This is a genomic window from Halohasta salina, from assembly GCF_024178165.1.
Classification (GTDB): Archaea; Halobacteriota; Halobacteria; order Halobacteriales; family Haloferacaceae; genus Halohasta; species Halohasta salina.
The window spans coordinates 121657-141271 of the sequence record NZ_JAMZIE010000003.1 but is presented as its reverse complement, the minus strand read 5'-3'; the positions used below and the strand labels follow the sequence as shown (position 1 = coordinate 141271).

The window sequence follows — 19615 nt, the reverse complement described above, 5'->3', positions numbered from 1 at the left end:
CGTGACGATATATATGCCCACTGACCTCGCCACCGGGGTCGTCACCGCCGACAACTCTCGACAAAGATCGGGGACGGCGATAGGACTATGTGCCGTGTCGACAGAGAGCAGTGTATGCCGACAGTCACGTTTCGCGGCCGAGAGATCGAGTGCAAAGAGGGCGAAACGCTTCGGAACGTGCTCAAACGGGCCGGGCTCTCGCCGCACAACGGCAAGACGAAGACGTTCAACTGCAAGGGATTCGCCTCCTGTGGCACCTGCGCGGTCGCCGTCGACGGTGAAGTCAGCGACGTCGGGATCCGCGAGAAGGGGCGGCTGTTGACGCCGCCGCACCACCCCAACTACGACCTGCGACTCTCCTGTCAGACCAAGGTGTTGGGCGACATCGAAGTCGAGAAGTATCCCGGCTACTGGGGGACGAAAATCGCCGAGGGGCCGCTGCCGCCGGTCGACGAGGGCGACGACGACTCGGAGACGAGCGAGGCGGCCGCCGACTGAGCGTCGAGCGGTGGGTCTTCTGCAGTGGATACAGGATGTGTCGAGTCCCGTCTGCTGCAGAGTGTGTAGGAAGTGGCGTCAGTTAGTCCAGCCCCGGACTGAATCGGCCGCTTCGTTCCCGCCCACCGGAGGGCGTTAGCACAGTATCCACAGCCACAGGCAGTATCTCGGTAGAGGGTCGACTGTATTCATATAACCCATGGTTATCAACATACATAAATGAGACACTGGTCAAAGTTATCCAATTCACATGTTGAATTGTTCGGTAGGTGTTACGACGTCGATCGATGGTCGGAGTGATTGGGATGTGGCCATCGGACGACGGTCGGTCGAGCGCCCCGATTCAGTGGTGGCTCGTAGTAGCGCCACCAGTCACGGGAACCACACAGTATATGACTGACACGATCCGGATTCTGCACGTCGAGGCCGATCCTGCGTTCGCCGATCTGACGACAACGCATCTTCGAGACGAAGAACAGCGGTTCACGATCACATCCGTCCGGGATGTCAGCGCTGCGCTGGACCATCTGACTGCGGCACCCGTCGACTGTATCGTGTCTAATTATGAACTGCCAGATCAGGACGGCATCGCGCTGCTGCGGTCTACTCGTGAGGAGTTCCCGGATCTCCCGTTCGTGCTGTTTACCGGTAAAGGAACCGAAGAGGTAGCGAGCGAAGCGATCTCGGCAGGAGTCACGGATTACGTGCAGAAGGAGACGGGAACTGACCAGTTCAAACACCTCGCCAATCGCATCGTCACCGCCGTCGAGAACTATCGCACACAACACACCCTGGAGCGACAACGCGATCTGTTCAGGAAAGCACAGGCACTCGCTAATGTCGGTGCCTGGGAGTACGATCCAGTGAGCGGTAATATATATTTTAGTGAAGAAATCTACAATATTTACGGTGTCGACACGGATTACGACCCCGACCCCGATGCGGATATCGAGCGGTTTTATCATCCGGACGACAGGGACACGGTTCGGACGGCTACCAGACGCGCGCTCGACGTCGGCGAAGAGTACGATATCGAAGTCCGGATTACGGCGGCAGATGGCACCGAGAAGTGGATCCGAACGCGTGGCAAACCGGAGTTTACCGATGGAACGTGTCAGCGTGTCCGCGGCACGATTCAGGATATCACCGATCAGAAACAGCGGGAACGTGAACTGCGTCAGCAGAAAGAGCGTATGGAAGAGTTCGCCAACGTTGTCTCTCACGACCTTCGTAACCCACTAAATGTCGTTTCGGGGCGGTTGGAAATGGTGCAAGCGGAGTGTGACAGTTCACACTTCGAGACGATCACCGACGCAATCGGTCGGATGGAGCGCATTATCGAGGACGTGTTGTGGCTCGCACACGAAGGACGTGCTATCGGTGAGACGCAAGCAGTTGATCTGAGACGGACCGCAGAACGTCTCTGGCCGATGGTCAGCGACACGTCGGAACACGTCGACCTCGTGATCAATGGGACGGACAGCCGGGTTGTGATCGACGCCGACGCTGATCGCCTTGCACAACTCCTCGAAAACCTGTTCCGGAACGCTATCGACCACGGTGGATCGGACGTGACGGTCCGGTTCGAAACGACTGAAACCGGATTCGCCGTCGAGGACGACGGCCCCGGAATCCCCCCGGATGAACAGGATCACGTCCTCAAGACCGGCTACTCGACCGACGAAGGCGGCACCGGATTAGGACTCTCGATAGTGAAGCGGATTGTTGATGCCCACGGGTGGGAGATACGTGTGACGGAGGGACGTGACGGCGGGGCACGGTTCGAGATTTCCGGTGTCGAATTCGTTCGCTGATATATTTGCGCCTGTCTGCCGTGCCGACTCGTGGCACCGCTCGGAGAGGGTGTCGATCTACGTGCCGGACGCGTCAGTAAAGCAGCCCATCGTCACCGTCGAGCATATACAGACTCCGGGCGGCGATGTTGACCGCGTGGTCGCCGACGCGTTCGATGTCCCGTACCGTCAACAACCCGCGTGAGGCGGCCGCTCGGGCGGTCTCCGGGTCGACGTCGGTTTCGGCGAGCAGCGAGCGGATGAGCCGCCGGGTGGCCCGATCGCAGGCCGCATCGAGGTCGTCGTCACGTGCGGCGACCGCCCGGCAGGCCGCGGGATCGGCCGTCTCGTAGGCCTCGACGGCGGCCTCGACCATGGCGCGGGCGTCGCCGCCGAGGGCTTCGATGTCGACGGCCGGATGGATCCCCTCGTGTCCGGCCCGTGTTCGGGCGGCGAGGTTCGTGGCGAGGTCGGCGATCCGTTCGAGGTCGGTGATGATCTTGAACGACGCGGTGACCAGCCGGAGGTCCGAGGCCACCGGCTGCTGGAGGGCGATCAGATCCGTACACTGGGCTTCGAGTTCGAGATACCGCTCGTTGATCTCGTCGTCGCCCTCCACGACCTCATCGGCGAGCCACCGGTCGCCGGTCGCGGCGGCCCTGAGGGCATCCGCATAGCGGTCGACGACCAGTTCGGCAAGGAGGACGACCTCGGTGTTGAGCCACGCCAACTGCTGTCGGTACTCGCTGCGGGACATCGGCTATCCGAACTTGCCGGTGATGTAGTCCTCGACGCGGTCGTGGGCGGGGTTCTCGAAGACCGTCTGGGTGTCGTCGAACTCGACGAGTTTGCCGCCGGTGAGGAAGACGGCGGTCTTGTCGGAGATGCGGGCGGCCTGCTGCATGTTGTGGGTGACGATGATGACGGTGTACTCCTCAACCAGCTCGTCGATGAGGTCCTCGATCTTCGAGGCCGCGACCGGGTCGAGCGCGGAGGTCGGCTCGTCCATCAGAACGACCTCCGGGTCGGGGGCGATCGCCCGGGCGATACAGAGCCGCTGTTGTTGGCCACCCGAGAGGTCGAGTCCCGACTCGTCGAGTTGGTCCTTGACCTCGTCCCACAGTGCCGCGTTGCGAAGGGCGTCCTCGACGAGTTCGTCGGTGACCTCCTTGCCTTGGACGCGGAGCCCGTAGGCGACGTTCTCGTAGATCGACTTCGGGAAGGGGTTGGGTTTCTGGAACACCATCCCGATCTTCCGCCGGAGTGCGACGGGGTCGACCTGCGGGTCGTAGACGTTGGTGCCGTGGAAGTGGAGTTCGCCGTCGACCTCACAGGCGGGGATCTGGTCGTTCATCCGGTTGATACACCGGAGGAACGTCGATTTCCCGCAGCCCGAGGGGCCGATAATCGCGGTTACCTTGTGTTCGGGGATCTCGATCGAGACGTCGTCGAGGGCCTTGTCGGCGTCGTAAAACACGTCGAGATCGGTCGACGAGATCACCGTCTCGTCGGGGGCGGCGCTGCGGCCGGTCTGGCTGCTCGATACCTCGGTCGTGATGAGGGAGTCGGACTGTTGGGTTGCCATGGGTAGCTGGATAGTGAAGGTCGGTCGTCGGTTGCGGGTTCGACGAGCGGTCCTAAAGGGACTGCTAAGAACGATATAGTCGGGTAGGGAGCCGAACAGAGGGCTATATAATCGGCGGGAGCATCGTCGACCGTGTCCGCCGAAGGGAGTGGGTGAATCAGCGACCGGGGTTAGACGCCTTCGCTTTTGTTCCGGAGGATGATCGCGGTCGCGTTCATCCCCAGCAGGACGATCAGCAGCGTCATCACGCCGGCGGCGACGACGCCGTACCGGAACTCCGCCTGCGGGAAGTTGGCCCACGCGTAGATCTGCATCGGCATCGCGCTGAGCTTGCTCCAGATGCTGTCGGGGGCGCTGAAGACGGTAGTCGCCGCGCCGATCATGATCAACGGTGCGGTCTCGCCGATGGCCCGTCCGAGCGCGAGGATCGTCCCGGTGAAGATGCCGGGCAGCGCCTCGGGAAGGACGACGTTCTTGGTGGTCTGCCAGCGGGTCGCCCCCATACCGTAGGAGCCCTGCCGGAGCGAGTCGGGCACCGCCCGGATCGCCTCCTGAGCGGAGATGATCGTGATCGGCAGGATCAACAGCGACAGCGTGAAGGCCGCGGTGACGGCAGTCCCGAAGCCGAAGCCGAGGAAGTTGGCGAACAACCCGAGTCCGAGCAGGCCGTAGACGACCGACGGGACGGCCGCGAGATTGGCGATATTGACCTGAATGAGCCGGGTGAGCGCCCCCATCCAGCCGCTGCCGGCGGTGTACTCCTCGAGGAAGACCGCCGTCCCGACACCCAACACGAACGAGAGCACGGCCACGAGTGCGATGATGATCACCGAGCCGACGATCGCGGGGTAGAGTCCCGCGTCGACCGGGGTTCGTGACGGCGAACTCGTCACGTACGAGGGGTCGAGCCACGGATCAGGCGCGGGGAAGCCCGCGAAGTCGACGATCAGCGCGCCGACGAGGACGCCGGCAGCCAACAGGATCGGCAGAACCAGCCCGATCGTCCCCTCTCCGTCTGTGAGGGTGCGGCTGATGAAGACAGCCACCGGGACGCCAGCCGTGACGAGTACGAGCAGCACCGTCTTCGACGGCAGCCCGAACCCAGCGGCGGCGAACCCGCCGGCGACCGCCACCGCAAGCGGCACGAGACCGACCGACAGCGCGGCCGTCCGGCCCCGCTGGCCCGCGACCAGCGCCGCACCGCCGGCCGCGATCGGCATCGAGACCGACCAGATGTAGATAATGAAGTCCGTCGGATACATCGGCACTACCTGTCGGAGGCCGACGGCAACGACGAGCCCGACGATACCGATCGGCAGCGCCTTCGACGACATGCCGGAGTCGGGACGCCACTGCCCGTAGCCGACCGCCAGCGCCGCCGGGAGGAGGCCAAACGTGTAGGCCAACATCCACAGCTGCGGGTCGAACACCAGAAACAGGACGCCGACGGCGAGTCCGAGTGCCGTTCCGCCCAGCAGTCGACCGAGCAGGCCGAAGCCGACACCGCCGACAGTCTCCTGATTGGCGGCGAAGATCGTATACCCCGTCGTCGGAACCACGAAGACGAACAGGTAGACGAGCGGCCACGAGAGCCGGTCGATGGGACCGACGAGCGCCTCGACGCCGGTAAAGACCAGCGCGCTGACGACGAGTCCGCCACCGACTGCGAGTCCCGTCCGGCGGGTGATCTGGCGGTCGTCGGCGCTGTAGAGACAGAAGCCGATCAGCGGCACGACGAGCGTCAGGAAGTAGGTCAGCAGCCACTGCGGGCTGGCGTTGGCCAGATCGAAGGCGTCGATGGAGACGTAGACAAGCAGCGCCGCCAGCAGGACGATGCCGAACACCGAAGCCCCCAGCGAGACGTACTCGAAGACGGTGCCACGAAGGCGGCTGACCGCCTGGAATTTGGTTCCGGTTTCGGTCGCCATCTCAGTATGCCTCCCGATACCGTTCGGAGACGATGTTGCTCAGGATGTTCATGATTAGTGTAATAACGAACAGCGCGAGGCCGAGGGCGAACATCGCGTCGTAGGCGACCGAGCCGCCCGTGAGGTCGCTGCCGGCGATCTGGACCATCGCAACGGTGACGGTCATCCCCGTATCCAGCAGCGCGTCGGCCGGATTGAAGTAGGGAAGGCCGAGCAGTCCCTCCTGAATCACCGGCATCCGAGCCTGTGAGCCCATCGCGACGACGACGATCATCGTCTCGCCGATGGCTCGGGAGACCGCCAGAATGTACGAGGAGGCGATCCCCGAGATCGAGGCGGGGACGACGATGCCGGTCGACACCTCGTATTTGGTCGCTCCGAGGCCGTATCCGGCCTGTCGCAGCGAGTCCGGGACGGCGCTCATGGCGTCTTCGCTGATCGACGAGACCATCGGGATCGTCATGATGCCGACCATCAGCGACGCCGACAGCGCGTTGAACGTGCTGATATCCGGGAACAGCGTCGCTTCGAGCAGCGGGGTGATGTAGACGAGCGCGAAGTAGCCGTAGACGACGGTCGGAATCCCCGCGAGCACTTCGAGCATCGGTTTGAGGATCGACCGGACGCGCGTACTCGCATACTCGCTGAGGTAGATCGCCGTCAGCGTGCCGACCGGCAGCGCGATGAACGCCGCCGTGATCGTCACCATCAGCGTGCCGAAGATCAGCGGGACGATCCCGAAGATCCGCCGCCCTCCGACCGTGTTCGGGCTCCAGTCGGTTGCAAAGAGGAACTCCGAGTACGGTACCGCCGCGAAAAAGGCGACAGCATCCGACAGCAGCGTTACGAAGATCGCGACCGTCGTCAGCACCGAGATGACCGCACACGCGACGAAAAACCCGCCGTAGGTTCCCTCTCGGAGTTTCTCGATTCCCCCCGAGCGTGTGAGATCCGGGGCGTCGGTGTCGCTACTCACAGTCGACCACCCGTTCGTCGACAGCAGTGGCTGTCTCCATAGTTCCCCATTTCACGTCGGGACACACGCCCGCGGTATATAGATACATTGGAACGCAGTTAGCTGTAGCCGGTGAGCTACGCCTGCGAGATCGCGTCTTCGAGCTTCGACATCTGTTCTTCCTGAGTCTCGTCGGTCAGTGGGACGTAGCCGACGTCGTTGGCGACGATCTCCTCGTTTGTCGTCTGCTCGACGAAGTAGCGAGCGAACTCGGCGACGTGTTCCTCGCCGAGGGACTCGACCGACGGGTAGGTAAACAGCGGTCGCGACAGCGGCGTGTACTCGCCGTTGGACGCGGTGTCGAGGCTCGGCTCGACCGGGCCGTCACCGTCGTCGATGGCGACTGCAGTCACCTCATCGGGGTTCTGGAAGTAGTAGGAGAAGCCGAAGTAACCGATAGCGTACTCGCTGCCCGTGACACCCTGAACGATGGTGTTGTCCTGTTCGGTCGCGCTGTAGTCGTCGGTGTGGCCGCGCTCGCCAAGGACGGCCTCGTTGAAGTAGTCGAAGGTCCCCGAGGTCTCGGCAGCGCCGTAGCGTTCGATCTCCTCGTCGGGCCATTCGGAGTTGACCTCGCTCCACGTGCTGGCCCCGTCGGCCGCCCAGATGTCGGCGAGCTGGTCGACGGTCAGCTCGGTCGCGAAGTCGTTGTCGTTGTTGATGACGACCGTCAGCGCGTCGGTCGCGGCGACCAGTTCGACGTACTCGACGTCGTTGTCCGAACAGAGCGTCTCCTCGGACTCCTTGATCGGTCGGCTCGCGTTGTTGAAGTCCGTCTCGCCGACACAGAAGTAGTTCGAGAAGCCGCCACCGGAACCGGTCGAACTGATGTCGATGTTGACGCCGGAGTTTTCGGCCTGGAAGTCCTCGGCGATCGCGGTCATCAGCGGGAAGACGGTACTCGATCCGGCGATACTGATGTCGCCCGAGAGCTCGCCGCTTCCGCTTTCGCTACCGCCGTCGCCGCTCTGCTCCCCGCTACCACCGTCGCCGCTACCGGCATCGTTGTTCGCGTCCGTACAACCAGCGAGTGCCACTGCGCCGGCACCAGCAATACTCGTCAATGCCGCTCGTCGTGAGACAGTCCGTCCGTCCTCCGGATTGGAGCTCATCACCTGTTCGTGGTCGAAGATTACATAAAAAGAGTGCTATTAGATCTATTCACTACTCCAGTCTAGTACATATTGGCACATAATCGAATATAATCTATATAGTTTTGCCTGTGAGATGGTTTGTCACAGCGGTGGTTCGTATATTTTTCAGCAAAACAGCCGTCAATCGGCCGTAGAGGAACGTTCGAACCTATGTTTAGCCCTTCGGAACTACATATATGAGTAGGTTTATCACGTATCTCTCGTGACACACCCATATGGAGACGCGGAAAGTCCAGGTGACAGGTGGGTCGACCTACACCGTCTCGATTCCGAAATCGTGGGCCAACGACAACGGTGTGAGCGCGGGAAGCACCGTCGAGTTCTACCCCGAGGGCGATTCGCTGTTCATGACGCCCGCGGGCGGCGACGAACGAACCGAGGGGACGCTCGATATCACGAACCTCGAAGGCAACGAGCTGATCCGGGCGGTGACGACGATGTACGTCAGCGGCTTCGACATCATCGCCCTCGAAAGCGGCCGGATCACCAACGCCCAGCGGCGGACGATCCGGGAGGCGACCCAGAGTCTGGTCGGCCTCGAAGTCCTCGAAGAGACGAAAACCGAGATCGTCATCCGGGACCTGCTGGACTCCTCGGAGCTGTCGATCCACAACGCCGTCACACGCATGCGGCTGATCGCCGCCTCGATGCTCGAAGACGCCCTGCTGGCGCTGCGGGATCTCGATCGGGATCTCGCGGCGGACGTGATCCAGCGGGACGACGACGTCGACCGGCTCTGGATGGTCGTCTCCCGGATCTTCCGGGCGACACTCCGAACGCCGAAGGCCAGCGAGGAACTCGGCTTGCCGCGGGAGGTCTGTTTCGACTACCATTCCAGCGCCCGCCAGCTCGAACGGATCGGCGATCACGCCACCAAGATCGCCCACCTCACCCGTAACATCGAACGCGAGGTCCCCGAGGAGGTACTGGACGCCCTCGACGAACTCCACGCGGAGGTCGTCACCGTCATCGATGGCGGGATGGACGCGCTGTTCACCGACGACGGCGACGAGGCCACTCGACTGGCCAACGACGTCCGCGAACGGGTCCGCGACGTCGACGCGACGGCCCGCAGCATCGACGAACTGCTCCGGGAACTCGACCCCGCCCGCGCCCAACATCTGGGGTTGATCGTCGACTCGGTGTCCCGAACCGCCGACTACGGCGGCAACATCGCCGAGACGGCCCTCCAGAAGGCCGCACCGACCCCTTAGCTGTTGGCGGCCGGCGGCGCTTTCGGCGGGAGATAGAAGGAGACCACGTTGCCGCGGTCGTTCTCGCGGCGTTCGATCTTCAGTTCGCCGCCCAACGATTCGATACACCACTTCATCACGAACAGCCCGACCCCCGAGCCGTGTGAGGTGGGTGTCGTCTCGCTGTGTTCGTCGAGCGCCTCGATCTCCATCCGCGGGATCGGCGGCCCCTCGTCTTCGATCCGGATCTCGGCCCGCCCGGTGTTCGGCGACTCGTCGACGACGATCCGGACCGACGGGTCGGGACAGTCGGCGTGGACGATGGCGTTCTCGACGGCGTGTGTCAGCGCGTGGTCGAAGGCCTCGTCGACGGCGATCCACATCTCGGTTCGCTCCGCGACGGTGATGTAGTCGGCCGCGCCGGCGGACTCAAAGACGTCGACGACCTCGCTCACGACGGTCGACGCCGGTCGACGCCGCCGGGCGGCCCGCTGGCGGGTGATCGTCGACTCGATCTGTTTGACCGATTCGGCGACCCGACAGAGATCGTTCGCCGCGGTATCGATCTTTCCGGCGGCGGTCGCAGCGGTCTCGACGTCGGCGACCGAATCGATCTGGGCGGCAAACCCCATGATCACGTTGAGCTCGTTCCGGAGGTTGTGCCGCAGGAGGCGGTAGAACAGTCGTACCCGGCGGTCGTTGTGTTTGTACTCGGTGATGTCGGTCACTTCGCCCACCACGAGCGACCGCCCGTCGATCGTGATCGGCGAGAGGTCGACCGACACCCAGCGGAGTTCGCCGTCGGCGCGCTTGAGCCGCCACTCGAAGGACTGGGGGGTGCCCTCGGCGGCCGCGGTAATCCGGCGCTCGGCGGCCGCCTGCGTATGCGAGTAGGTGTTGGCACTGATGCGCTCGACGGTCAGCGTCCGGAGCTCCGCGGCCGAGTACCCCGAGAGCCGCTCGAACTCACGGTTCGCAGCCACCATCGCCCCGCTGTCGGGATCGTGAACCACGATGCCGACCTGCAGAGCCCGGAACGCCGCGGGGAGTGAGACGCTGCCCGCTGTCGGGAGCTGCCTCGATTTTGACATGCAGCTGTGAATTCGCCAGTAGCTGGCCTAAACGTGACTATGTGACGTATATAGCTGAACATAGCACAACTGTCCGAGCAAAACCGGTAGAAAACGACAATCGAAGACACGGTCGACACGGAGCCGTCGGCGCGGCCGACTCAGAGTCGAACGGCCAACTCGACGGTGACCAACACGCTCATCCCACCCACCAAAACCACGAGAAACAACAGCGTGAGCAAGCCCTCCTGGAGTTCCCTCGGCGTCGGGAGCCGCCCGCGGCCGGTTGGCTCGCCGTCGGCCCGGTCGGTGCTCATCGTGACCCCCGACGGCCCGGCGGCCGGCTGTGGGCTGTCGCTCCGGGGTCGGCCGGCGGGCTGGTCGACTCGGGGACGTCGACGGCCGCCACGTACCAGCCGTCGCCACGACCGTGGGCACGGGTGAGGGTGACGGTTACCTCGCTGCCGGCCGACAGTCGGGCCAGTGTCTCTTCGATGGCCGGCTCCTCGCTGCCGACGACCTGATACGTTCGGTCGGCCGTCGACCGGAGAGTCATCGCGCCATAGCGGTTCTGTTCGACCGTCACTGTACACGATCGGTGCCGTGTCGACGATGCCACCCGCATACTGAAACCTCCGCGTGCGATTTATGTAAACTCGACTATGAGTGCTCCTGTCGGGTTGGGATCGATATATACACTAGATAGAGATCTGCCGAGACGGAGAAGACATAGAGTGCTATATATCTCTCAAGAGGGATCTTATCAATCGTTTAGGTAACCGGGGGCATCGGCTCGGGCAGAGACCCAATGACCGCGTTTCCGGAGTCACTCGACGTACCCCACCGACACGTGACGGCCGCCGACTGGGACGACATCTACATCGTCGGCGACCCACATGGATGCCGGGCCGAACTCGAGGCGCTCTGTACCAGCCTCGGGTTGACCGACGACGACCTGCTCGTCTTCGTCGGCGACCTCGTGCGGAAGGGCCCCGACAGCAAGGGTGTCGTCGACCGCGTCCGAGCGGCCGACAACATGCTGACCGTCCGGGGCAACAACGAGGAGAAACTACTCCGTGGTGACAAGGAACTCGATGCACTCACCGACGACGACTTGGCGTGGATCGCCTCGCTGCCGGTGGTCATCACGCTGCCCGAGACGGTGGTCGTCCACGGCGGGATCGACCCTCGGAAGCCGCGGGCCGATCACAGCGTCGACGACTTCCAAAACACCCGGTCGCTGGCCCCCGGCGGGAGCTACGACCCGCCCTACTGGTTCGAGGAGTACGCGGGCCCCGAGCGGGTCTTCTTCGGCCACACGGTGCTGGAAGCGCCCATCGTCCGGGAACACGCCGTCGGCCTCGATACCGGCTGTGTGTACGGCGGCGAGCTGACCGCCTACGACTGGCGGGCCGACGAGTTGATCGCCGTGCCGGCCGCCGAAACGGTCGTCGACCGTCGCGACGAGAAGTACGTCGAGCCGACCCAGTCCGTCGAGACGGAGTACACGTACGCCACCAGATGACCGGGCTCTCCGGGCCCAACTCGCTGTTGGACCGGCTGCGATCCCTATGGGCCCGCCGGGCGACGAGACAAGAACCCGATTCTCACGACATTACAATGCCATCCGACGACGACAGCGACACGACGACCGGACAGTCCGAGGCGACGGCGACCACCGCCGATTCGGATGCCGACGAGCCGGGGGGTTCGACCGCTGTCGACGACACCGACGGTGAGGGTACCGAGCAGGCTAATGCCCCCGGCGACCAGCGGTCGACACGAACGTCCACCGCAATGGGATCCGACGACGACCACGTCGCGTCAACCGAGCGGGCGGCCGACCGAGGGACTGAACAGCCGGCCGACAACGGTGTGGCGGCCGGCGACGATGACTCGGCCGCCGACGGAGCCGAGGCCGCTGAAGCGTCGGCCGACGACCGGTCGACGACCGCCGACACGGCTTCGGCGGAGCCGCCGACCGACGGTCAGTCGACCACTACCGACGACCAGCCGGCCGATTCGGACGACCAGCCAGTCGGTTCGGACGTCCAGCCGGCTGGTTCGGACGACACCGTTCCGGTCGACCTGTCGCCGTCGGCGTGGGCGACCGACAGTCCGCCGCGAACGCCGCCGATCGCGGTCGACTCGGCGACCGACGACCAGGCCGGCACCGACTGGTCGACGCTGTGTGCCGACGACGAGCAGGACGAAACGGACCTCTCGAACCCCGTCGCCTATCTCAACCGCGAACTGAGCGAACTCTCCTTCCAGTGGCGGGTGCTCTACGAGGCGCTGGACGACCGCAACCCGCCGCTTGAGCGGCTGAAGTTCCTCGCCATCCTCACGAAAAACATGGATGAGTTCTTCATGAAGCGGATCGGCGGGCTCAAACAGCAGATCGACGCCGAGGTGACCGACCGGACGGTCGACGGCCGCACCCCGACCGAGCAGTGGGAGGCGGCCCTCGAGTTCGCCCGGCCGATCTTCGAGACCCAATCGCGGTGTTACCACGAGGCCGTCCGGCCCGCGCTGGCCGACAACGGGATCGAGATCGTCGACTACGACGACCTCTCGGCGACGGCCGTCGAATCGCTCCGGACCTACTTCGAGCGGGCGGTGTTGCCGACGTTGACGCCGCTGACGTTCGATCCGGCCCACCCATTCCCCTTCATCTCGAACCTGAGCCTCTCGCTTGCGGTGCTGTCGGTCGACGACGACGGCACCGAGAAGTTCTCGCGGGTGAAACTGCCGCAGAACCGCCCGCGGCTGATCCCCATTACCGAGGACGATACCGTCCCGATCGGATCGGCCGACGAGGGCGTCGACCACGCCGAGACGTGGCGGTTCGTCCGGCTCGAAACCGTGATCGCCGAAAACATCGACCTGCTGTTCCCCAACGTCGAGGTGCTGGACTGCTCGACGTTCCGGGTGACCCGCAACGCCGAGGTCCGGCGGAACGAGGAGGTCGCCGAGGGGTTGATCGAGATGATCGAGGACGTGCTCCGCCAGCGCCGGTTTGCGACGGTCGTCCGGGTCGAAGTCGCCGAATCGATGCCCGAGGAAGTCCGGTCACTGCTGGTCGACCAACTGGAGATCACCGAGCGCGAGTTGTTCGAACTCCCCGAACCACTGGGGTTCGACGACTTCTTCCGGCTGCTGGAACTCGACGCCGATGACCTCAAACTCCCGGCGTGGGAGCCCCAACCCCACCCCCGCTTCGTCGGTCTCGACAGCGATCGACCCGACGAACTATTCGCCGAGATCGCCGAGAAGGACATCCTCGTCCACCATCCCTACCACTCGTTTTCACAGACGGTCCAGACCTTCCTCGACACCGTGGCCCACGACCCACAGACGCTGGCGATCAAGGTCGCCATCTACCGGACGGCCCCCGACTCGCAGGTGGTCCAGTCACTGATCGAGGCCGCCAAAAACGGCAAGCAGGTCGCTGTAATGGTCGAACTCAAAGCCCGGTTCGACGAGGAGAACAACCTCCGGTGGGTCAAACGCCTCGAAGAGGAGGGGATCCACGTCACCTACGGCACCATCGGTCTCAAGACCCACAGCAAAGTCGCCCTCGCCGTGCGCGAGGAGGACGACACGGAGGGCGTCCGGCTCTACTCCCACGTCGCCACCGGCAACTACCACTCCGAGACCGCCAAGAGCTACGAGGACCTCGGCTTGTTCACCGACGACCGGGATATCGGTCAGGACCTCGTCCGCCTCTTCAACTCCTTTACTGGCCACTCACAACACGAGAACTACCGGAAACTGCTCGTGGCCCCCGAAACGCTCAGAGACCGACTCACCGACCTCATCCGGCGGGAGGCCGACCACGCACGGGCCGGGAACGACGGCCGGATCGTCGCCAAGATGAACGCCCTCGAAGACCCCGAGATCGTCGCCGAACTGTACGCCGCCTCGCAGGCCGGCGTCGACATCGACCTCGTCGTTCGGGGGATCTGCCGGCTCCGGCCCGGGATCGAGGGACTCAGCGAAACGATCGCCGTCCACAGCGTCGTCGGGCGGTTCCTCGAACATTCGCGGATATTCAAGTTCGGCAACGGCGGCGACCCCGACTACTTCATCGGCTCGGCCGACTGGATGACCCGCAACCTCGACCGCCGGGTCGAGGCGGTCACGCCGGTCGAAACCGCGGCGCTACAGGACGACCTCGACCGGATCCTCGACCATCTCGTCGCCGACAACCGCAAACGCTGGGAGATGGACGCCCTCGGGCGCTACGTCCAACAGCGACCCGACGACGGCGAGTCGATCCGGACCGCCCACAAGCAACTGATGGAGCGGGTCCGCAGCGACGCGCCCGAGATCCCGATCGAGTACGAGACCGACACCGACGACCAGCGGGAGACCTCGGTCGACCTCGACGAGATCTATCTCGACGAACCGTTCGAACCCTGATCGGCCCCCGCCAACGTATTTAAAAGCGTCACCGCCGGGGCTTTCGTTAGTGGCTCGTTACCGTTGCCGCACTGCGGCGATTGCACGCAGGCCGGACAGCCGTCGGCGCAGTCGCAGTCGTCGATCAGTTCGGCCGTTCGCTCCATGAGTTCCTCGACGATGGAAAAGCCCGCCTCGGTGAGGCCGACGCCGCCGGGGTAGCCGTCGTAGATGAAGACGGTCGACCGGTCGGTGTGGGAGTGGTAGGGCGTCGAGATGCCGCCGATGTCACCACGGTCACACAGGAGCATGAAGGGAAACAGTGAGATCATGCCGTGTTCGGCGGCGTGAATGCCGCCATTGAACTCGTCGTCCGTGCGGTCGGCCCGGAGGTCAGCCTCGACTGCGGGCGGGACCGTGAAGTAGAGCGCCTTGGTGCGGAGCGTCGTCTCCGGAAGGTCGAGGGCTTCCTCGCCGATCACGTCGCCCGTTGTGCGGTCCTTGCGCTGGAAGCCGGTGATCTGCTCGGTGACGGTCACGTCGGCGTAGTGGACCGTCGACGACTCCTCGCTCGTGTCGTCGTACGGCAGCGCCTTTTCAGTGAGGTCGTCGTTGACAACGATCGATTTGTCCGACAGCACCTGCGTGTAGTAGTCGGCCCACGTCGGCTGGAGTCCGGCCACGTCGCGGCTCAAATCGAGTTCGCTCACCTCGTAGGTCTGGCCCTGCTGGTGGTAGACGGCCCCGCGATGGGCGTCCCGCAGGGCGTCGTCGAAGCCCAGCGTGGCGATCACATCGTTCGAGCGGCCATCCAGCAGGTCGACCTCGCGGTCGCCGATGGTCCGCAAGCCCATGGCATGCTGGGGACTGCCGTCGCCTGAGTAGGTCCACCGGATGCCGCCACTGGTCTGGCGGCGTTCCAGCCGCCCCTCGCGCTCCAACTGGCTGACGATCTCGGAGAAGGCGCCGCCGAAGTGGCGTTCGTCGTCGACCGAGAGCCAGTTTTCGGCGGCCGCGCTGGCGACGTGGTCCGGCAGGAGTTCGCGGTTCTCGGGGTCCGAGACCGCTCGCTCGGGGTCGGCTTCGAAGAACTCCTCGGGGTGTTTCATCAGGTACTGATCCAACTGATCCTCGCCGCCGACGAAGGCCACCAGCGCGGGATCGGTCCCCCGGCCCGCCCGGCCGGCCTGCTGGCTGGCCGACATCCGGGTGCCGGGGTAGCCATCCAGGATCACCGCATCGAGCCCGCCGACGTCGACGCCGAGTTCGAGGGCATTGGTGCTCCAGATGCCCCGCAAGTCGCCGGACTGGAGGTCGGCCTCAATTGCCCGCCGGGTGTCGTGTTTCAGGGCGGCCTGATAGGCCCGGATCTTGCCTGCGAGATCCCGCTCGCCCCGCTCGCGGAGTTCTTGGGCGCTCTCGGTAGCGTACTGTTCGGCGGCCTGCCGAGCGCGGGTAAACGCGAGCGTCTGGTAGCCCCGCGAGACGAGGTCGACGAACAACTGTTTGGCTTCGGTGTGGCTCGACCGCCGCCGCCCGGAGCCGCGATCCTGCCAGCCGTCGCCGTACTCCGGGGGGTTCCACAGCAGCCAGTGGCGCGGCCCGCGGGCGCTGGTGTCGTCGTCGACCAGCCGAAACGTGTCTTCGTCGCGGCCAGTGATCCGGCTAGCGTGCTCGATGGGGTTGCCGATAGTCGCCGAACAGCAGACGAACTGTGGCTGGCTGTCGAACTGCTCGCAGATCCGGTTGAGCCGCCGGAGGACGAGCGCCACTTGGGTACCGAAGACGCCGCGGTAGCTGTGGACCTCGTCGATCACGACCAGTTCGAGCGATTTGAAAAACCACTCCCAGAGCCGGTTGGCATACGGCAGCAGCGCGTAGTGGAGCATATCCGGGTTCGAGAGCACCACGGTTGGCCTGCGGTCCCGAACCTCTCGTTTTTCCGTTTTCGAGAGCCGGCCGGTGTACTGGTCGACCGATACCCGACTGCCGAACCCGAGGTCGCGAGCGAGATCCGTGAGGGAGTCCTGCTGGTCGGCGATCAGCGCGTTCTGCGGGCCGATATAGAGGGTGCGGCCGCCGTGGTCCATCGCCCGCTCGAAGGCCGGGACGGTGTAGGCCAGCGACTTGCCGCTGGCGGTCTCGGTGGCGACGACGACGTTGTCGCCCTCGCGGACCGCCGCGATGGCGTCGGCTTGGTGGTCGTAGAGCGACGAGATGCCGCGGTCGGCGAGGGCGGATTCGAGCCGGGATTCCAGCGGGATGTCGGCAGTCGTCGACTCGCGTGCGGGGAGGGTGCGGTGGGCGGCGATCTGGCCGTCGTAGTACGGACGGGCCCGGAGCCAGTCGACGATATCGTTCACATAGAGGCTGAGAACGCGGCGGTCAAACCGGTTACGGTCACTCTTCTTTCGGCGTGCCGTCGAGGTGGTACTCCGCGGAGTTGTCCCGCGGCTCGTAGCCCAAGACCTCGCGGGCCCGCTCGATGGAGTAGTATTTCCGGTCGTTGTCGGAGATGCCGTAGACGATCTCGAAGTCGTAGTCGGCAGTGACACAGCAGTCGAACAGGTGGGAGCAGTCGGTGTAGGAGAGCCACATCGCCTGGCCGCGCTCGTAGTTCCGCGGCGGATGGGACTCGGTGAGGTTGCCGATCCGGACACAGACGACCGATAGATCGTGTTCGTCGTGGTAGTAGCGGGCCAGCGTCTCGCCGGTGGCCTTCGAGACGCCGTAGAGGTTCGTGGGACGAGGGAGTTCGGTGCCATCGAGGCGATAGTCGTCGTGGTCCCGGTAGATATCGGGTTTGCGTTCGTCCTCGTAGAAGCCGACGGCGTGGTTCGAGGAGGCAAAGGCGACCTTCTCGACGCCGACGTCGACGGCAGCCTCGAGGACCGTCTTGGTGCCGTCGATGTTGTTCCGGAGGACGCTCTCCCACGGGGCGTTCGGCCGGGGATCGCCCGCGAGGTGGATGATGGCCTCACAGCCACGAGCGGCCTCCGCGACCGCCTGTTTGTTCGTCACGTCGGCGACGTAGACGTCGCTTTTGTCGATGCCAGTCGGCAGTTTGCCCTGCGGAAGCGGCTCACGATCCAGCAGTCGCCAGTCGTGGGCGTCACCGAGATCCCGGAGGATGGCCTGCCCGACCCGACCACTCGCCCCGGTCAGAAGGACTGATCTCGCCATTCGTTCGGCAAAGCGTGTACGATACCTAAGTATCGCGCGGTTCCGTCCCGCCACTCGACCCGGCGATAGCACCGAGTAATCGCGCGAAACCGGCTTATACTCCGCGCCCCGACCGACGCCATGGTCACTGACGCCCAGCAAGCCTGTTTCGAGGCCGGCATCAAGTTCGGGTCGCTGTATCACCAGTTCGCCGGCACGCCGGTCAGCCCCGACAGCACCCGGAGTCTGGAGGCGGCGATGGCCGAGGCCATCGAGAACCAGCCGTTCTGCGAGTCGGTCGACGTCACGATCCACGACAACCGCGTCGCAGAGGCCATCGACCACGACAACGGCTACACGGAACTCACCGGGAGCCTGATGACCGTCGAGATGCGGATCAGCTACGAGGGCGTTACCGCACGCACGCGGATGGCGATGGAAGACGGCTACCCCCTGATGGAGCTCCGTGACGTCGACGAGTAACCCTGTTCTGCCCGTCACAGCCCCGGTTTTCACTTTCACTTTCGGGCTCGTTTTTATATCGGCGGGAATCCATCACTATTTATGAGCCAGACGAGCTTCGACGACGACCTGTTCGGCGAGGCCGCCGCAGAGATGGCCGAGGACGTCGAGCACCACCTCACCGCGGCCCGCGCGGAGCTGCCGACCGCCGAGGCGGTCTGGGAGACCGACGCCGAAAACGTGTTGGGCGTGCTCAACGGCCTGAAATCCGCCCTCGACGTCGGCGAGGCTGCCGACCACCTCCGGCAGGCCAAAAAGTGGTTCACTCTCGGCGAGCGTGCCGACGCCTTCGACGACCCCGAGGCGTTGCAGGACGACATCGAGGCCGTCGAGGAACTGCTGTCGACCGTCGAGGACGCCAGCGAGCAGGTCGGCGAGCTGACCGCGACGATCCCGGCGCTGCGTGGGGATCTCCAAGACGCCCACGAGACCGCCGAAGACACCGCCAGCACGGCGGACGACGGCGAGGCTGCCGAAGCCGAAGAGGCCGAGTAGGCCAAGCAGGAATCAGCGATCCCGTCCGGCGACGGCCGCCAGCAACTCACAGAGCGCCGCGGCCGCGTCGTCGACCAGCCGTTCGCCGTCGGCGGCCGTTCCCTCGGTGGGATCGCCGACGACGCCGTTGTCGGTGAACGCGTCCGAGTCGTGCGCCAGATTGACGCCCGCGACCCACTCGCCCCAGTTGTCGCTTGCGCCCTCGCTGGCCGTCTCGGCTCGGTCCTCGTCGACGAGGTCCGGCCGAATGTGGCGGAGGACCGCCGTTTCGCGGGCTCCGCCGTGGCCCATCGGGAGGTCGCTGTCGACCGCGTCGAACCACGTGAACGCGACCGCATAGGATGCGTCGAACCGGGAGATTTCCCCGGTGAGTTCGCGGAGGGCGTCGGTGTTGCCGCCGTGGCCGTTGACGAGCACGACGCGGTCGAAGCCGTGGTGGGCGAGGCTCGCGACCGTCTCGCGGACGTAGCTTCGGAAGGTGTCGGGGGAGACCCACAGCGTCCCGTCGAAGGCACGGTGTTCGGCGGCGATCCCGACCGGGATTGCGGGGGCGACCGGCACGTCGACGCCGGTCGCCTCGCGGTAGGCCGCAACGCCCGCCGCGGCGACGGCCTCGGCGGTGAGCCGGTCGGTGCCGAGCGGGGCGTGGGGGCCATGCTGTTCGGTGCTGCCGACGGGGAGGACGGCGAGATCGGTGTCGAGATCCCGGACATCGGGCCACGCTACCTCCGAGAGATGCATACTGGCCCTGAGAACCGCCGGGGTCTTGAACGCTCCCGATTCGTCGACTGGTCGG

Annotated in this window: 18 protein-coding genes; 7 read left to right on the top strand and 11 right to left on the bottom strand. The window is 64.7% G+C overall.

Translation table 11 applies throughout. From position 1 onward, the window contains the following. Positions 1-114: 114 nt before the first annotated feature. Both NKJ34_RS07830 and NKJ34_RS07825 read left to right on the top strand, forming a co-directional pair. Positions 115-498: a 2Fe-2S iron-sulfur cluster-binding protein gene (locus NKJ34_RS07830; RefSeq protein WP_253737737.1), complete on the top strand. Its 384-nt coding sequence runs from the start codon at positions 115-117 to the stop codon at positions 496-498. A gap of 392 nt (positions 499-890) precedes the next feature. Then, positions 891-2312 (top strand): ATP-binding response regulator, encoded by a 1422-nt coding sequence (locus NKJ34_RS07825; protein ID WP_253737736.1) that lies wholly within the window; start codon positions 891-893, stop codon positions 2310-2312. 73 nt (positions 2313-2385) lie between these two features. Here NKJ34_RS07825 and phoU read toward each other — a convergent pair whose 3' ends face one another. The 5 genes from phoU to NKJ34_RS07800 all read right to left on the bottom strand — a co-directional run bounded on the left by phoU (position 2386) and on the right by NKJ34_RS07800 (position 7934). Further along, positions 2386-3048 carry a phosphate signaling complex protein PhoU gene (gene phoU / locus NKJ34_RS07820; RefSeq protein WP_253737735.1) on the bottom strand — a complete coding sequence of 221 codons (663 nt, stop codon included), beginning with the start codon at positions 3046-3048 and terminating at the stop codon, positions 2386-2388. A gap of 3 nt (positions 3049-3051) precedes the next feature. Further along, positions 3052-3876 (bottom strand): phosphate ABC transporter ATP-binding protein PstB, encoded by an 825-nt coding sequence (gene pstB, locus NKJ34_RS07815; protein ID WP_253737734.1) that lies wholly within the window; start codon positions 3874-3876, stop codon positions 3052-3054. Between the two features lie 170 nt (positions 3877-4046). Beyond that, entirely contained in the window at positions 4047-5804 is a 1758-nt protein-coding gene (gene pstA / locus NKJ34_RS07810; protein WP_253737733.1) for a phosphate ABC transporter permease PstA, read from the bottom strand. Position 5805: 1 nt separating this feature from the next. Further along, complete coding sequence (gene pstC / locus NKJ34_RS07805; RefSeq protein WP_253737732.1) at positions 5806-6780, bottom strand: phosphate ABC transporter permease subunit PstC; 975 nt, start codon at positions 6778-6780, stop codon at positions 5806-5808. Between the two features lie 116 nt (positions 6781-6896). Beyond that, positions 6897-7934, bottom strand: a complete 1038-nt coding sequence (locus NKJ34_RS07800; RefSeq protein WP_425491785.1) for a PstS family phosphate ABC transporter substrate-binding protein — start codon at positions 7932-7934, stop codon at positions 6897-6899. 254 nt (positions 7935-8188) lie between these two features. On the opposite strand from NKJ34_RS07800, the gene NKJ34_RS07795 reads away from it, so the two are divergent. Continuing rightward, complete coding sequence (locus NKJ34_RS07795; protein WP_253737730.1) at positions 8189-9187, top strand: phosphate signaling complex PhoU family protein; 999 nt, start codon at positions 8189-8191, stop codon at positions 9185-9187. On the opposite strand, the gene NKJ34_RS07790 is transcribed toward NKJ34_RS07795, so the two are convergent. The 3 genes from NKJ34_RS07790 to NKJ34_RS07780 all read right to left on the bottom strand — a co-directional run bounded on the left by NKJ34_RS07790 (position 9184) and on the right by NKJ34_RS07780 (position 10861). Continuing rightward, positions 9184-10257, bottom strand: coding sequence for a PAS domain-containing sensor histidine kinase (locus NKJ34_RS07790; protein WP_253737729.1), 1074 nt, complete (start codon positions 10255-10257; stop codon positions 9184-9186). The two genes, NKJ34_RS07795 and NKJ34_RS07790, sit on opposite strands and share 4 nt — an antisense overlap. 140 nt (positions 10258-10397) lie before the next feature. Continuing rightward, a complete protein-coding gene (locus tag NKJ34_RS07785; protein WP_253737728.1) occupies positions 10398-10553 on the bottom strand; it encodes a hypothetical protein in 156 nt (51 codons plus the stop codon). Beyond that, a complete protein-coding gene (locus NKJ34_RS07780) occupies positions 10550-10861 on the bottom strand; it encodes a DUF7999 family protein (protein WP_484494513.1) in 312 nt (103 codons plus the stop codon). The genes NKJ34_RS07785 and NKJ34_RS07780 overlap by 4 nt, the downstream gene beginning before the upstream one ends. A gap of 183 nt (positions 10862-11044) precedes the next feature. On the opposite strand from NKJ34_RS07780, the gene NKJ34_RS07775 reads away from it, so the two are divergent. Together NKJ34_RS07775 and ppk1 are read left to right on the top strand one after the other, a co-directional pair. Continuing rightward, a complete protein-coding gene (locus NKJ34_RS07775) occupies positions 11045-11761 on the top strand; it encodes a metallophosphoesterase family protein (RefSeq protein ID WP_253737726.1) in 717 nt (238 codons plus the stop codon). A gap of 272 nt (positions 11762-12033) precedes the next feature. Beyond that, positions 12034-14661, top strand: a complete 2628-nt coding sequence (gene ppk1 / locus NKJ34_RS07770) for a polyphosphate kinase 1 (protein WP_425491806.1) — start codon at positions 12034-12036, stop codon at positions 14659-14661. Here the strand turns inward: ppk1 and NKJ34_RS07765 are convergent. Next, positions 14634-17003 carry a DEAD/DEAH box helicase gene (locus tag NKJ34_RS07765; protein ID WP_253737724.1) on the bottom strand — a complete coding sequence of 790 codons (2370 nt, stop codon included), beginning with the start codon at positions 17001-17003 and terminating at the stop codon, positions 14634-14636. The two genes, ppk1 and NKJ34_RS07765, sit on opposite strands and share 28 nt — an antisense overlap. Before the next feature lie 37 nt (positions 17004-17040). Beyond that, positions 17041-17823 (bottom strand): NAD-dependent glucose-6-phosphate dehydrogenase Azf, encoded by a 783-nt coding sequence (gene azf, locus NKJ34_RS07760; protein WP_253737723.1) that lies wholly within the window; start codon positions 17821-17823, stop codon positions 17041-17043. A 120-nt stretch (positions 17824-17943) separates the two neighbouring features. On the opposite strand from azf, the gene NKJ34_RS07755 reads away from it, so the two are divergent. Both NKJ34_RS07755 and NKJ34_RS07750 read left to right on the top strand, forming a co-directional pair. Beyond that, complete coding sequence (locus NKJ34_RS07755) at positions 17944-18285, top strand: dihydroneopterin aldolase family protein (RefSeq protein WP_253737722.1); 342 nt, start codon at positions 17944-17946, stop codon at positions 18283-18285. A gap of 81 nt (positions 18286-18366) precedes the next feature. After that, positions 18367-18819 (top strand): DUF5790 family protein, encoded by a 453-nt coding sequence (locus tag NKJ34_RS07750; protein ID WP_253737721.1) that lies wholly within the window; start codon positions 18367-18369, stop codon positions 18817-18819. A 12-nt stretch (positions 18820-18831) separates the two neighbouring features. Here the strand turns inward: NKJ34_RS07750 and NKJ34_RS07745 are convergent, their stop codons facing one another. Beyond that, the gene (locus NKJ34_RS07745; RefSeq protein WP_253737720.1) at positions 18832-19560 is read right to left on the bottom strand and encodes a creatininase family protein; all 729 of its coding nucleotides are present in this window, start codon (positions 19558-19560) and stop codon (positions 18832-18834) included. Positions 19561-19615 lie beyond the last annotated feature (55 nt).